General features: G+C 73.0%; 11 protein-coding genes. 3 read left to right on the top strand and 8 right to left on the bottom strand.

Features of this window, described 5'->3' with window-relative positions; translation table 11 throughout:
- Positions 1 to 92: 92 nt before the first annotated feature.
- Complete coding sequence (locus ACH4PY_RS20880) at positions 93 to 1,460, bottom strand: glycoside hydrolase family 3 N-terminal domain-containing protein (RefSeq protein WP_398184625.1); 1,368 nt, start codon at positions 1,458 to 1,460, stop codon at positions 93 to 95.
- Positions 1,461 to 1,790: 330 nt separating this feature from the next.
- Between ACH4PY_RS20880 and ACH4PY_RS20875 the strand changes: the two genes are divergently transcribed.
- Positions 1,791 to 4,475 (top strand): glycoside hydrolase family 9 protein, encoded by a 2,685-nt coding sequence (locus ACH4PY_RS20875; protein WP_398184622.1) that lies wholly within the window; start codon positions 1,791 to 1,793, stop codon positions 4,473 to 4,475.
- Positions 4,476 to 4,787: 312 nt separating this feature from the next.
- Here ACH4PY_RS20875 and ACH4PY_RS20870 read toward each other — a convergent pair whose 3' ends face one another.
- The 4 genes from ACH4PY_RS20870 to ACH4PY_RS20855 form a co-directional block, all read right to left on the bottom strand.
- Entirely contained in the window at positions 4,788 to 6,032 is a 1,245-nt protein-coding gene (locus ACH4PY_RS20870) for an RNA polymerase sigma factor (RefSeq protein WP_398184619.1), read from the bottom strand.
- Between the two features lie 7 nt (positions 6,033 to 6,039).
- The gene (locus tag ACH4PY_RS20865; protein WP_398184617.1) at positions 6,040 to 6,375 is read right to left on the bottom strand and encodes a YciI family protein; all 336 of its coding nucleotides are present in this window, start codon (positions 6,373 to 6,375) and stop codon (positions 6,040 to 6,042) included.
- 112 nt (positions 6,376 to 6,487) lie between these two features.
- Positions 6,488 to 7,213, bottom strand: a complete 726-nt coding sequence (locus ACH4PY_RS20860) for a hypothetical protein (protein ID WP_398184614.1) — start codon at positions 7,211 to 7,213, stop codon at positions 6,488 to 6,490.
- A gap of 35 nt (positions 7,214 to 7,248) precedes the next feature.
- Positions 7,249 to 7,980, bottom strand: a complete 732-nt coding sequence (locus ACH4PY_RS20855; RefSeq protein ID WP_398184611.1) for a YoaK family protein — start codon at positions 7,978 to 7,980, stop codon at positions 7,249 to 7,251.
- Positions 7,981 to 8,163: 183 nt separating this feature from the next.
- Here ACH4PY_RS20855 and ACH4PY_RS20850 point away from each other — a divergent pair, with 183 nt between their 5' ends.
- Entirely contained in the window at positions 8,164 to 9,720 is a 1,557-nt protein-coding gene (locus ACH4PY_RS20850; RefSeq protein ID WP_398184608.1) for an MFS transporter, read from the top strand.
- Positions 9,721 to 9,794: 74 nt separating this feature from the next.
- Here the strand turns inward: ACH4PY_RS20850 and ACH4PY_RS20845 are convergent, their stop codons facing one another.
- From ACH4PY_RS20845 to ACH4PY_RS20835, 3 genes are all read right to left on the bottom strand, one after another.
- Positions 9,795 to 10,580, bottom strand: a complete 786-nt coding sequence (locus tag ACH4PY_RS20845; RefSeq protein WP_398184696.1) for an RNA polymerase sigma factor SigF — start codon at positions 10,578 to 10,580, stop codon at positions 9,795 to 9,797.
- Between the two features lie 201 nt (positions 10,581 to 10,781).
- Positions 10,782 to 11,768 carry an acetylxylan esterase gene (locus ACH4PY_RS20840; RefSeq protein WP_398184606.1) on the bottom strand — a complete coding sequence of 329 codons (987 nt, stop codon included), beginning with the start codon at positions 11,766 to 11,768 and terminating at the stop codon, positions 10,782 to 10,784.
- Between the two features lie 350 nt (positions 11,769 to 12,118).
- Positions 12,119 to 12,679, bottom strand: a complete 561-nt coding sequence (locus tag ACH4PY_RS20835) for a GNAT family N-acetyltransferase (protein WP_398184603.1) — start codon at positions 12,677 to 12,679, stop codon at positions 12,119 to 12,121.
- A 468-nt stretch (positions 12,680 to 13,147) separates the two neighbouring features.
- Between ACH4PY_RS20835 and glgA the strand changes: the two genes are divergently transcribed.
- A complete protein-coding gene (gene glgA, locus ACH4PY_RS20830) occupies positions 13,148 to 14,323 on the top strand; it encodes a glycogen synthase (protein ID WP_398184600.1) in 1,176 nt (391 codons plus the stop codon).
- The last annotated feature ends 14 nt before the right edge of the window (positions 14,324 to 14,337 follow it).

Below are 14,337 nucleotides of genomic sequence, written 5' to 3'. Positions count from 1 at the left end.
ACCGACCCCAAGCCCTACATCTGGACCAAGACCGCCGACGACATCCTCGAGCGCCTCGCCGGATATTTGAAGCGAATTCCTGACTCAGAAGACTAGCCGCAGCTGAGCAGGCCCACCTTCTGCTTGGCCGCGAGCACCCGCCGCACGCTGTCCGAGACGGCATTGCCGAGCGCCTTGTCCTTGGGCATCTGCGCGAGCACCGCGGACGTCATCGGGGCGATGTCGGAGGCCTTGACGGTCAGCAGCAGGTTGCCGCCCGCCTTGAGGAAGTCCACCGCGCGCTCGGCCGGGGTGCGGTCGCTGACGGCGGTGGCCTGGCCGAGGTCGTCGGAGATGACCGCGCCCTTGAAGCCCAGCGAGTCGCGCAGTATGCCGCGGATCACCGCGGAGGAGAAGGCCGCCTGGTTGTTGGGGTCGATCTTGGAGTAGATCGCGGAGGACACCATCACGAAGGGCGCGCCCGCCGCGATCGCGCTGCGGAAGGGCTGGAGGTAGGCGTCGTTGCGGGTGGTGACGTCGTCGGTGACACCGAGGGTGAAGTCGGTGTTGCCGGTGACGCGGCCGAGTCCGGGGAAGTGCTTGGGGCTGGCGAGCAGGCCCGCGTCCAGGGTGCCGCGCAGGAAGGCGGTGCTGTGGGTGGCGACCGCCGAGGGGTTGGTGCCGTACTCGCGCTGGAGCTTGCCGATGGGCGCGTTGACGTTCGTCAGGTTCGGCGGCACGGTGTCGGCGACAGGCGCGAGGTTCATCGTCACGCCCGCCGACTTCAGCTCCTTCGCCCACTGCTCGGCGTCCTTCTGCAAGATGGCCGCCGGGAGCTTGCCCTGGTCGACGGCGGCCGGGATGGTGCTGAAGCCGGGGCCGTTCAGGACCTGGACCTTGCCGCCCTCCTGGTCGGTGGAGATCAGCATGCCGACCTTGGCGCCCTTCACCGGGGTCGCGAGTCTGCGGACCCGGTCGGTGACGCCCTTGACCGCCGCGGTGCCGGAATTGGTGTGGCCCATCAGGAAGACCGAGCCGACGTGCCCGGCGGTGATCGCGCCGGACTGCGCGGAGGTCATGCCGGTGCTCGTGACGGCGGTCATGAAGAGCTGGCCGACCTGCTGGCTGCGGGTCATCCCGGCGACCGCCTTGTCCACGCAGCTGGCCGGTCTGCCGGTGGCGGACGTGGCGGGCGGCGGCGCGGCCGTCCGGGACGGCGACGGCGACGTGGTGGTCGGCGACGGGGTGCCGGTCGTGGCGGTGACGGTGGCGGGGGAGGACGCCGTCGTGGTGGTCGAACCGCTCCCGGACGAGCCCGAGCCGTCGCCGCACGCGGTCAGCCCGGTGGTGGCGGTGGCGATCAGGCCCAGGGCGAGCCCGGTGCCGCGCAGCCCGGGACGGCGCGGCGGGCGGTACCCGGCGCGGGTCGCGGGCGCGCGGCGGGCGCGCGGGTCGGCGGGGCTGGGGGTCGGCTGGCACACGGCGGGACCTCACACCTCATCGGTCGTCGTCCGGCGGGGCCGGACACGGCGGCGGCTGCTGCTTCTTCCGCTTCCTCCCGTCGCCCGGGACAGTGCTCGTCCCGGGCGGCGGGAGAAAAAACCCTCGTGAGTTGATCATCCTGCCCCGCCCTTCCGGTTCTCGCATCCCCTGCGCCGCCGTACGCACACTTCTTGACGGTGCGCGAGCTGCGGGGCGAGCATGTGGGAGCGCTCCCATAGGCGGGTGGGCGGCTGACGACTCCCGGTCGGCCGTCCGCCCGCCCCCGGGCGCGTCCCCCCACCACGACCATGGCCCTCCCAGGAGGACGCGTGCTGTCCAGAACCCGCGTGCCCCGCGACACCGGCAAACCCTTCTCCGTACGCGGCGCCGCCCGCCGCGCCAGGACCGCGGCGGTCACCGCCGCGGCCGCCCTGCTGCCGCTCACCATGGCGGCCACCGCCGGCGCCCCCGCGGCCCACGCCGCCGCCCCGGCGGCCGCACCGGCCGCCGCGGGGAGCTACAACTACGCCGAGGCGCTCCAGGACTCGATGCTCTTCTACGAGTCACAGCGCTCCGGCAAGCTGCCCGCGGACAACCGCGTCACCTGGCGCGGCGACTCCGACCTCACCGACGGCGCCGACGCGGGCCTTGACCTGACCGGCGGCTACCACGACGCCGGCGACGAGGTGAAGTTCGGCTTCCCGATGGCCTTCTCGATGACCATGCTCGGCTGGGGCGGCATCGACGAGGCCTCCGGCTACGCCAAGAGCGGCCAGAACACCTACCTGCTGCGCAACCTGCGCTGGGGCGACGACTGGCTGCTCAAGGCGCACCCGTCGGCCAACGTCCTGTACGGCCAGGTGGGCGACGGCGGCAGCGACCACTCCTTCTGGGGCCCGCCCGAGGTCAACCCCTCGCCACGGCCCTCGTACAAGATCGACGCCTCCTGCCCCGGCTCCGACCTCGCGGGCGAGGCCGCGGCCGCGCTCGCGTCCTCGTCCATGATCTTCAAGCAGAGCGACGCCGCCTACGCGGCCACCCTGCTCACCAACGCCAAGCAGCTCTACACCTTCGCCGACACCTACCGCGGTACGTACGACAAGTGCATCACCGCCGCCCAGGGCTACTACAACTCCTGGAGCGGCTACTGGGACGAGCTGGTCTGGGGCGCGCTGTGGCTCTACCGCGCCACCGGCGACAGCACGTACCTGACGAAGGCCGAGACGTACTACGCGCAGCTGCCCAAGATGAACCAGACCACCACACCGGAGTACAACTGGACGATCGCCTGGGACGACAAGTCCTACGGCGACTACGTGCTGCTCGCCGAACTGACCGGCAAGCAGACCTACGTCGACGACGCCGAGCGCTGGCTCGACTGGTGGACCACCGGGGTGAACGGCCAGAAGGTCGCCTACTCGCCCGGCGGCGAGGCCTTCCTCGACACCTGGGGCTCGCTGCGCTACTCCTCCAACACCGCCTTCGCCGCACTCCAGTTCTCCGACTGGCTCACCGCGCAGGGCAAGGACGTGGCCAAGGCGCAGACGTACCACGACTTCGGCGCGCGGCAGATCGACTACGTCCTCGGCGACAACCCGCTGAAGGAGAGCTACGAGATCGGCTTCACCAACTCCGGCAAGAACACCAAGTGGCCGCAGAACCCGCACAGCAGGGCCGCGCACGGCTCCTGGTCGCAGTCCATGACCGAGCCCGCGACCACCCGGCACCTCGACTACGGCCTGCTGGTCGGCGGCCCCGGCTCCGCCGACGACGGCTTCTCCGACGAGCGCTCCAACTACGGCGAGACGGAAGGCGCGCTCGACTACAACGCGGGCTTCTCCGGGGCGCTCGCCGCCCTCACCGACGAGTACGGCGGCAGCCCGCTGGCGAACTTCCCGCCCAAGGAGACCCCGGACGGGCCCGAGGAATTCCTCCAGGCAGCGGTCAACGCGTCCGGCACGAACTTCTACGAGCTGAAGGTGCAGGTGGTCAACAAGTCCGGCTGGCCCGCCCGGCACCTCACGCACGGCAGCTTCCGCTACTACTTCACGCTCGACCCCGGCACCAGCCCCTCGCAGGTCACCCTGTCCTCGGCCTACAACCAGTGCTCGGCGCCGACCGGGCCGACGCAGTTCTCCGGCAGCGTCTACTACGTGACGGTCAGCTGCGAGGGCCAGGACATCGCGCCCGCCGGGCAGTCCGCCTTCCACCGCGAGGTGCAGTTCCGGCTGAGCTTCCCCGGCGCGCACGACCCGACCAAGGACTGGTCCTACCAGGGCGTCTCGACCACGCCCGGCTCCACGCCCGTCACCGTCAACGACATGGTGCTCTACGACGGCTCCACCGCCGTATGGGGCACCGCGCCCAGCGGTGACGGCGGCACCACCCCGCCGCAGACCACCCCGCCGGGCGCGCCCGGCAAGCCCGCCGCCTCGCCGGTCGCCGACTCGTCGGTCACCCTGACCTGGCCCGCGGCCACGCCCGGCAGCCTGCCGCTGGCGGGCTACCAGGTCTACTCCGGATCCACGCTGCTCACCACGACCACGGCGACCAGCTACACCGTCACCGGCCTGACGCCGGGCACGCCGTACACCTTCACCGTCAAGGCCGTCGACAGCGCCGGGAACGTCTCGGCGGCGTCCCCCGCGGTGACGGTCACCACCACGACGACCGGCACCCCGCCGGGCGGCGGTACGGGGGCGGCCTGCACGGCCGTCTACAAGGTGACCAACTCCTGGTCCGGCGGCTTCCAGGCGGACGTGCTGGTCACCAACACCGGCTCGGCCGCGCTCAACGGCTGGACGCTGACCTTCACCTTCGGCGGCGACCAGCAGGTCGGCAGCGGCTGGAGCGGCACCTTCACGCAGTCCGGCAAGAAGGTCACGGTGACCAACCCGTCCTGGGCGGCCGCCCTCCCGGCGGGCGGCACCGTGGACCCGGGCTTCACGGCCACGTACTCCACGAGCAACGCGGCGCCCACGGGCTTCGCCCTGAACGGGGTGGCCTGCACCTGACCTGCCCCGAGGGGTCGGCTGACTCCCCCCCCCGCGGCCGGGCGTTCCCCCGCCCGCCGCGGTGGGCTCCGCCCGGGGGGCGGGAACGCCACGTGGTGCCTCGCGAGGCTGGTTCCGCGACCTCGCGGTGGGCGGTGGGTCGCTCGCGCAGTTCCCCGCGCCCCTGACAAACGCTCATTTGGCGCGGTGAGGGCTCGCGCGTGCCGCGCAGGGCGGCAGCCCAGGGGCGCGGGGAACTGCGCGAGCAACCCCCGTCCACCGCGAGGTCGCGGAACCCACCGCGGGCTCGGAGCGGGCGGCCGCGGGGCCCGGTCAGGTCAGGGACGCCAGGCGGCGAGCCAGGAAGCGGCGCTCCGCCTCCGTCGGGGCAAGCTCCAGCGCCGCGCGGTAAGCGGCGGCCGCTTCCGGGTGGCGGCCCAGGCGGCGCAGCAGGTCCGCGCGGGTCGCGGGCAGCAGGTGGTAGCCGGTGAGCGCGCCCGACGCGTCGAGCGCGTCCGCCAGGGCCAGGCCGGCGGCCGGGCCCTGCGTCATCGCGACGGCCACCGCACGGTTGAGCTCGACGACGGGTCCGGGCGCCATCCGGGCCAGCTCCCCGTAGAGCCCGGCGATCTGCGCCCAGTCCGTGCCCTCCGGCTTCTCCGCCTCCGCGTGGCACGCGGCGATCGCCGCCTGCACCTGGTAGGGCCCCGGCCGCCGCCGGGCGAGCGCCGCCTCCAGCACGGCGGTGCCCTCCGCGATGCGCTGCCGGTCCCAGCGCGAGCGGTCCTGCTCCTCCAGCGGCACCAGGTCCCCGGCGGCGTCCGTGCGGGCGGCGGCCCGCGCGTCGTGCAGCAGCATCAGCGCCAGCAGCCCCGCCGCCTCCGGTTCGCCGGGCAGCAGCCCGGCCAGCAGCCGGGCCAGCCGGATCGCCTCCGCGGTGACGCGCTGCTGGTCGGGGCCCGCGGCCCCCGGCGCGTAACCGGCGTTGAAGAGCAGGTACAGGATCGCCAGCACGGCCTCGGTGCGTTCGGGCAGCAGTTCCGGCGGGGGCACCCGGAAGGGGATCCCGGCGTTCCTGATCTTGTTCTTGGCGCGGGTCAGCCGCTGCGCCATCGTGCCCTCGGGCACCAGGAAGGCGCGGGCGATCTCCGCGGTGGTGAGCCCGGTGAGGGTCCGCAGGGTGAGGGCGACCTGCGCGGGCAGCGGCAGCGCGGGGTGGCAGCAGGTGAAGACGAGCCGCAGCCGGTCGTCGGGCAGCCCGTCGTCCGCGTCCGCCGCCTCGAACCGGGCCTGCGGCGGCTCCGGTTCGAGCCGGGCGGCCCGGCGCAGCTTGACGTTCTCGTTCGCGGCCCGGCGCAGCAGGTCGAGAGCGCGGTGGCGGGCGGTGGTGGTGAGCCACGCGCCGGGGCTGCGCGGCACCCCGTCGCGCGGCCAGCGCTCCAGCGCGCGCTCGAACGCGTCCTGCGCGCACTCCTCGGCGAGGTCCCAGTCGCCGGTCTGCCGGATGACCGCGGCCACGACCCGGCCCCACTCCTGGGACCAGGCCGTGGCGACGGCCTCCTTCACCGCGTCCCGCACGCCGGCCTCAGTCCGTCCAGAAGGGCCGGACCTCGACCATGCCGAACTTCGCCACCGGGTGCTTCGCGGCCACCTCGATGGCCTCGTCCAGGTCGGCGCACTCGATGACGTCGAAGCCCGCCATCTGCTCCTTCGTCTCGGCGTAGGGCCCGTCGGTCACGAGCCGGGAGCCGTTCCTGACGCGTACGGTCGTGGCGTCCTCCGAGGGCCGGGTCCGGCTCCCGTCCAGCCGCACCCCGCGCCGGGTCATCTCCTCGACCCACGGTTCGGCGTCCAGCTCCTCGGGCGTCGCCCCGGGAAAGCCCTCGGCGGTCTCCTGGCAGATCAGCAGCAGGTACTTCATGGCACGTCTCCTCGTCGGCGGTTCCGTCCGGGCTCCATGGTGCCCGGTCACTCCTACGACGATCGGCGACCGCCCGGATGTACATCCCGCGCCGCGTCCGGCCGGATTTTTTTCAGGCCGCCGCCGGCTCGGGCCGGCGGACGCCCGGGGCGAGCGTGGCCGGCAGTGCGACGCCCGGGGCGAGCACGGCGAGGACGACGACGGTGCCGCGCGGGTCGGTCAGGCCCGGCAGCGCCCCGGCGAGCAGCCGGCCGAAGGGCATGGCGCCCCAGCTGACCAGCAGCACGACGCTCTTGACCCGCCCGAGCAGCGGCGCGGGGACGACGCGGTACCGGTAGCCGGTGACGACGACGTTCCACACCGGCCCGACGAAGGCCGGCGCGGCCGTCACCGCGGCCGGCTGCCAGGGGGCGGACACCGCCGCCGGCGGGACGAGCAGCACCGCCCACAGCCAGGTCCCGCCGACCGCGGCGGCCCGCGGCGAGAGCCGGAGCGCCGCCCGGGGCAAGGCGAGCGAACCGGCGAGGCCGCCCACCCCGAAGCAGCCGAGCACCAGCCCGGTCCCGACGGCGGAGGTCCTGGTGCCCAGCACCGACAGCGCCTGCCCGCACCACAGCAGCGTCCAGTCCCGGTTGCGCCACAGCGGCCGGGGCTCCTCCCGCCCCCCCCCGCCCCGGCCGTCGCCGTTGCCGTGTCCGGGCCCGGCGCCGCTTCCGCCTTCGCGCCCGGCGGAGCCTGCGGCGCGCCGGGAGTGGGCCGGTCCCGTTCCTCGTGGTCTCCGGTCGGTGCCACCGGGTACCTCCTCCGTGCCGGGACGCGGGAGCTGACCGCCCGTCATTCTCCTTCGGCCCGGGGCCGGACGCAGGCGCTCCGTCAGGCGCCCGTCCAGGCCGCGGTGGTGTGCCGGGCGGGCAGCAGGGCCGCGCTGACCGCGGCGAGGACGGCCGCGGCCACCGGGAGCGGCAGCGAGCGTGCGGCGTGTTCGACGAGCGCGGCGCCGGCCAGGGCGCCGGCGAACATCGCCGCGGCCGACAGCAGCCGGCTGCCCGCCTTCGCGTCGGAGCCGCCCGCGATACGGCCGTCCGCGGCCATGCCGGTGATCGTCATCGTCAGGACGGTGGTCGTCAGGTCCGGTACGGCCAGCCGCCGTACCACCGCGTTCTGGCCGCCCATGGCCAGGCCCAGCAGCACGATCAGCGCGGCGCGCGTACCGCCACGGGCGGGGAGGTCGGCGGCGGCCGCGACCGCCCAGGCCGCCAGCACCAGGACGGTCTGCGCGGCGCAGACGGCGAGCAGCAGCCGTCCGCGGTGGGCGGGCAGCGCGCGGGCGAGCCGCCCGCCGAGCACCGCCCCGGCGGCGAAGGCGGCGAGCGCGAGCAGCGAGGCGGTGAGCGAGAAGCCGCTCGCGCCGGCGAGCGCGAAGCCGAGGAAGACGACGTTGCCGGTCATGTTCGCCACGAAGACGTGGCCGAGGACGAGATAGCTGAAGGCGTCCACCAGCCCCGTGACGAGGGTGAGCGCGAGCAGCAGCGGCGGCAGCGGACCGTGCGGGCCGGCGGGGCGCGGGACGAGCGTGTCGCGGGCTTCGCGGAGCAGCGGGTGCACGGCGGACGGGCCTCCTGGTGCGTGGCGGACGGTGTACGGGACAGACGTACCCAGTGCGGCCGCGCAGGCGCAACCACCGCGCGGCGGGGCGGCGGATCACCCCCACGGGGCGCCCCCCGCCGGGCGTGGCAGCCGCGCCGGGACCGCCGCACGGTGTGAGACTGCGAGGCGGAGGTGATCTTCATGTCCGGATCAGCGGCCGGAGCCGCGGACGGAGCGGCGCCCGGTGAGGCGCGCGGGTCCGCGTCCGGGAAGGCGCGGGGGACGGCGTCAGGAGGCGGGGGAGCGGGGGACGGTGACACCGTCACCACGGACGTGCCCGCGCGGCTCGACCGGCTGCCGTGGTCGCGCTGGCACTGGATGATCGTGATCGGTCTCGGCACCGTCTGGATCCTGGACGGCCTGGAGGTCACCACCGTCGGCAACATCGCGGGGCGGATCGCCGAGCCCGGCAGCGGTCTGTCGGTGACGGCGTCCCAGATCACCGGCATCGCCGCCGCGCTGTACGTCGCGGGGGCGTGCTCGGGCGCGCTGTTCTTCGGCTGGCTGACCGACCGCTACGGCCGCAAGAAGCTCTTCATGATCACGCTGGCGGTGTATCTCAGCGCCACCGCGATGACGGCGCTGTCCTTCCAGCCCTGGTGGTTCTTCACCTTCCGCTTCCTGACCGGTTTCGGCATCGGCGGCGAGTACGCGGCGATCAACTCCGCGATCGACGAGCTGATCCCGTCCCGCTTCCGCGGCCGGGTCGACCTGATCATCAACGGCAGCTACTGGCTGGGCGCGATCGGCGGCTCGCTGCTGTCCATCGTCGCGCTCAACACGAGCATCTTCCCCAAGAACGTGGGCTGGCGGCTCACCTTCGCGCTCGGCGTCGTGCTCGGCCTGGTGATCATGCTGGTGCGCCGCCATGTGCCGGAGAGCCCGCGCTGGCAGTTCATCCACGGCCACGGCCGGGAGGCCGACGAACTGGTCGCGGACGTCGAACAGCAGGTCGAGGCGGAGAAGCACGAGAAGCTGCCTGAGGCGGGCAGCCGGATCACCATCCACCAGCGGGCGAGCATCGGCTTCGGCGTCATCGCCAGGACCGTGTTCACCCGCTACCCGCGGCGCGCGGTGCTGAGCCTGTCGCTCTTCGTCGGCCAGGCCTTCCTCTACAACGCCATCACCTTCGGCTTCGGCAACATCCTGACCACGTTCTTCGGGGTGTCCACCGGTGACACCGGCTACTACTTCGCGGTGATCGCGGCGGGCAACTTCCTCGGACCGCTGCTGCTCGGACACCTGTTCGACACCGTGGGGCGGCGGATCATGATCTCGTCGACCTATCTGCTGTCCGGTGTGCTGCTGTTCGGCACCGCCTGGCTCTTCGACCGCGGTTCGCTGGACGCCACGACGATGACGGCGTGCTGGTGCGCGGTGCTGTTCTTCGCCTCGGCGGGCGCGAGCAGCGCGTATCTGACGGTCTCGGAGGTCTTCCCGATGGAGACCCGGGCGATGGCCATCGCCTTCTTCTACGCCATCGGCACCGCGGCGGGCGGCATCAGCGGCCCGCTGGTCTTCGCCGACCTGACGAAGTCGGGCGTGGTCTCGGACACCGTCACCGCGTTCGTCATCGGCGCCTCGCTGATGTGCGCGGCGGGTCTGGTCGCGGCCTTCCTCGCGATCAACGCCGAGCGCCGGTCGCTGGAGGACATCGCCACCCCGCTGTCGCAGACCTCGCCGTCGCCCTCGTCCTGAACGGCCCCGGCCGCCGGTCGCGCGTCACGCGCGGCCGGCGGCCGGAAGGGGAAGAGCGGGGCGGCGCCCCGGGCTCAGTCCTGGGCGAGCAGCCCGGCCCGCAGCCGGGCGATGGTGCGGCTGAGCAGCCGGGAGACGTGCATCTGCGAGCAGCCCAGCCGCTGGCCGATCTCGGCCTGGGTCAGCTCCTCGCCGAAGCGCAGTTGCAGCAGCAGCCTGCTGCGCTCGGGCAGTTGCTCGATGAGCGGCGCGAGCGCGTGGAAGTCCTCGAACAGGTCGAGCGCGGGATCGCACTCGCCGAAGGTCTCACCGAGGGTGCGGCCCTCGCTGTCGGAGGAGGTGTCGCTGTCGGTGTAGGGGGTGTCGATGGAGCCCGCGGTGTAGCCGTTGGCGGCGACCAGCCCCTCGATGATGTCCTCCTCCGGCATGCCGAGGTGCTCGGCCAGCTCGCCGACCGTCGGGTCGCGGTCCAGCCGCAGCGACAGCGCCTCCTTGGCCTTGCTCAGCTCCACCCGCAGCTCCTGGAGCCGCCGCGGTACGTGCACGGCCCAGCTGGTGTCGCGGAAGAAGCGCTTCATCTCCCCGACGATGTAGGGCACCGCGAAGGTGGTGAACTCCGTCTCCCGGGAGAGGTCGAAGCGGTCGATCGCCTTGATCAGGCCGATCGTGCCGACCTGGACGATCTCCTCGTGGTCGGTGGCCGGGCGGTTGCGGTAGCGCGAGGCCGCGAAGTACACCAGCGAGAGGTTCATCTCGATCAGGGTGTTGCGCGCGTACGCGTATTCCGGTGTGCCCTCCTCCATCTCCTGGAGGCGGTCGAAGAACAGCTTCGACAGCGCCCTGGCGTCCTGCGGCGCCATCGCCGAGGGATCGTCGACATACGGCAGCCCGCCGGTGGCCGCCTGGGATCCGTACGGCCACGGCCCGTCCTGCCGCGGCGCGTCCGGCGCCGTTACGTCCGTGCTCTGGGTCTGTTCCAGCTGTGCGGTCACGTCATCGCCCCATTCGTACGACTGATGGCGTACCACCTGCCCGGGAATCGCCGGAGCATGCCATCTTTTTCAGCTCTCCTTCGACTTCATGTCCAACCGCTCCGGGAGCCACCGAAGTTGCACGGCCTGCTGGGCGGCGCCGCCGCCCTCGTGGCCGTTGAAGTCGTAGATCTCGATCTGCTTGTCCGCGCCCGCGTAGGCGTTGAAGGCCGCGAAGACGGTGGAGGGCGGGCAGACCTCGTCCTCCAGCGCGGTGGAGAAGAGCGCGGGCGCGCGGCCGCGGGCGGCGAAGTGGACGCCGTCGAAGTAGGCCAGGGTCTCCAGCACCTTGGCCCGGCGGCCGCGGTGCACCGACAGGTACCGGCCGACCTCGCGGTAGGGCAGCTCGTCGGTGACCGTGATCGCGCGCGGGAAGTCGCACAAAAAGGGCACATCGGGCATGACCGCCGCGAGGTCCGGCACCAGGCCGCCGACCGCCGCGGTGATGCCGCCGCCCTGGCTCACCCCGGCCGCGACCGTACGGGAGGCGTCGGCCAGCGGGTGCGAGCGGGCGGCCTCGACGGCGCGTACCGCGTCGGTGAAGACCCGGCGGTAGTAGAAGTCGTAGGGGTCCTCGATGCCGCGGGTGAGGAAGCCGGGGGTGGCCGGCGCGCTGCCGACCGGGTCGTCGGTGTCGCCGACCGACCAGGTGCCGCCCTGGCCGCGGGTGTCCATGACGAAGTGCGCGTAGCCGGCCGAGGCCCACAGCAGATGGCTGTGCGCCAGGCCGCGACCGCCGCCGTAGCCGATGAACTCCACGACCACCGGCAGCGGTTCCGTGGTGCCCGCGGGCAGCGTGAACCAGCCCCTGACCGGGTGGCCGCCGAATCCGGCGAACGTCACGTCGTAGGTGTCGAGGGTGGTGAGCCCGGTGTGTGCCGGTTCGAAGACGGCCGCCAGGTCGTGCTGCCGCGCCTGGCCGAGGGTGTCCGCCCAGAACTGGTCGAAGTCCGCGGGCTCCACGGAGCTGCTGCGCCGTTCGCGGAGCTGGTCGAGCGGCAGGTCGAACAGGGCCATGGGACGTCCTTCTGGCTGGGCGGCGGGTCGATCACCCACACGGTACGTGCTGATCGGCCTGCACAGAAGCCCCCGCTTAACCGGTTGAGTACGATCGGGCGGGGCGGGACGGCCGGACGCGTCCGGAAGCACGGTGCCGCCGGAGGGACCGGTCGTCCCGATCGTGCCGTCATGGCAGGAAGAATTAGGAACGGCTTGAATGCCGGAAATGTCGAGAACGCCGGACGTGCGGACGCCGCCGCCGTCCGGTGCGGGTCAGCGCTGGGAGCCGCTGCCGGCGGGCCGGCCTCGACCCGGGTCGGTCGTGCAGCCACCCTTGCGGCAGTTCACGTCGGGGCAGGACATGGTGGTCACCTCTTCTCTGCGAGGTCGTCGGGCACACAGTCGAACAGCAGCTTGTCGACCCGCCTGCCGTGCCACAGGGCGGCGTTGCGCAGCCGTCCGGCGGCCCGGAATCCCGCCTTCACATAGGCGTTCACCGCGGGGGTGTGAGGCGCGGGCACCTGGAGCCACACCGAGTTCAGCGACGCGATGGCGAACGCCCACTCCAGGGTCAGGGCCGTGGCCTCGGCCGCATAGCCCCGGCCGCGCTGCTCCGGGGCGATCACCAGGATGAATTCTGCGTTGTTGACGGACTGGTCGACGCTGAGCGCCGCGGTGCCGACCGGCGTGGCGCTCCGCGTGTGGAGGACTTCGAAGAGCTGGTAGTGAGCCGACGTGTGGGCGGAGTGGAAGCGCGCCTGGAAGACCTCCCAGGACACCGGCCAGCGGGCGCCGAAGCCGACGACGGTCGCCGGGTCGGTCTCCCACCGGTGGTATTCCTGCATCATCTCTTCCCTCGCCAGTGCCAGTGCCAACCGGCTGCCGGCGCGCAGTGGTAGGGGTGCGGTCGGTGTGGTGTCGGTGGTCACGTCCTGTCTCTCCTACGTGTGCCCGTGCTACGGGGGTTGCAGCCGTCCATAAAGCGTCAATCCGGCGGCCCCTGGTGCGGACCAGATCCGGCGAACTGTACGTGTGTGCGGGCGTTGTGTGCTTCACCCCGGCGCCGGGGCGGTCGCGCAAAGCGACGGGTGCGCACGGACGGTCGAACCGCACGGCTCAGCAGTCGCTGCGGTGGCCTGACACACCATCACCTGTCACCGCTCCCTGTGACACTTTGCGAACCGGTTCACATGCCGGGCTCCGGACAGCCCGTGAAGGCATGGCCGAAACCCGTACCCGCCGCCCGGCGGCGAACGGGTCGGCCCGCGGGCGGTAACCGGGCGCGGATCGGGGAAGGGACAGGGCACGGAAGGGGCCGGATCACGGGCGGGGCCGCAGCGGCGCGGCCCGGTGCCGTACGGCCCGCGGCCGAGGAGTGTCGGAGCGGGAGGGCACCGGTGAAGATCGGGCTGCTGACCCGGGAGTATCCGCCGGAGGTCTACGGCGGTGCCGGGGTGCACGTGGAGTTCCTGGCCAGGCAGTTGCGCGCGCTGGCCGACGTCGAGGTGCACTGCTGGGGTGATGCGCTGGAAGGTGACCGGGACGCCGGGGTGGTCAGGCACCGCGCCCCCGCGTCCCTGGACGGCGCCAACGACGCGCTGCGCACCTTCGGCATCGACCTGGCCATGGCCGCCGGGCTGCAGGGCCGCGACCTGCTGCACTCGCACACCTGGTACGCCGGACTCGCCGGGCACCTCGGCAAGCTGCTGCACGGGGTGCCGCACGTCGTCACCGCCCACTCCCTGGAGCCGCTGCGGCCGTGGAAGGCCGAGCAGCTCGGCGGCGGGTACGCCCTGTCGAGCTGGGCGGAGCGGACCGCGATGGAGTCCGCGGACGCGGTGGTCGCGGTGTCCGACGGGATGCGCCGCGACATTCTGTCCTGCTACCCCGCGCTCGACCCCGGCCGCGTCCACGTCATCCGCAACGGCATCGACACCGACACCTACCGCCCCGACGAGCGCACCGACGTGCTGCGCCGGATCGGCATCGACCCGGCCCGGCCGTACGTGCTCTTCGTCGGCCGCATCACCCGGCAGAAGGGTGTGCCGCACCTGCTGCGCGCCGCCCGCGCGCTGGATCCGGCGGTGCAGCTCGTGCTGTGCGCCGGGGCGCCCGACACACCCGCGCTCGACCGGGAGTTCCGGGCGCTGTTCGACGAGCTGAACGCGGTGCGCGACGGGGTGCACTGGATCCCGGCGATGCTGCCGCGGCCCGCGGTGGTGCAGCTGCTCAGCCACGCCACTGTCTTCGCGTGCCCGTCCGTCTACGAGCCGCTGGGCATCGTCAACCTGGAGGCGATGGCGTGCGGCACCGCGGTGGTCGCCTCGGCCGTCGGGGGGATCCCGGAGGTCGTCGAGCACGGCGTCACCGGGCTGCTGGTGCCCTACGACGAGCAGCGGCCGGAGGAGTTCGAGGCGGGCCTCGCGGCCGCGCTCGGTGAGCTGACCGCCGATCCCGCGCGGGCCGCCGCGCTCGGCGCGGCCGGACGCGAGCGCGCGGCGGGAGAGTTCGGCTGGGACACCGTGGCCCGCCGGACCGCCGGTCTGTACGGACAGGTGCTGGACGCCGCGTAGCACCCGGCGGTGCG

Source organism: Streptomyces sp. NPDC021224, assembly GCF_044332905.1.
Lineage (GTDB): Bacteria > Actinomycetota > Actinomycetes > Streptomycetales > Streptomycetaceae > Actinacidiphila.
The sequence above is the reverse complement of the archived record's forward strand: the minus strand, read 5'-3'. Positions and strand labels throughout refer to the sequence as shown.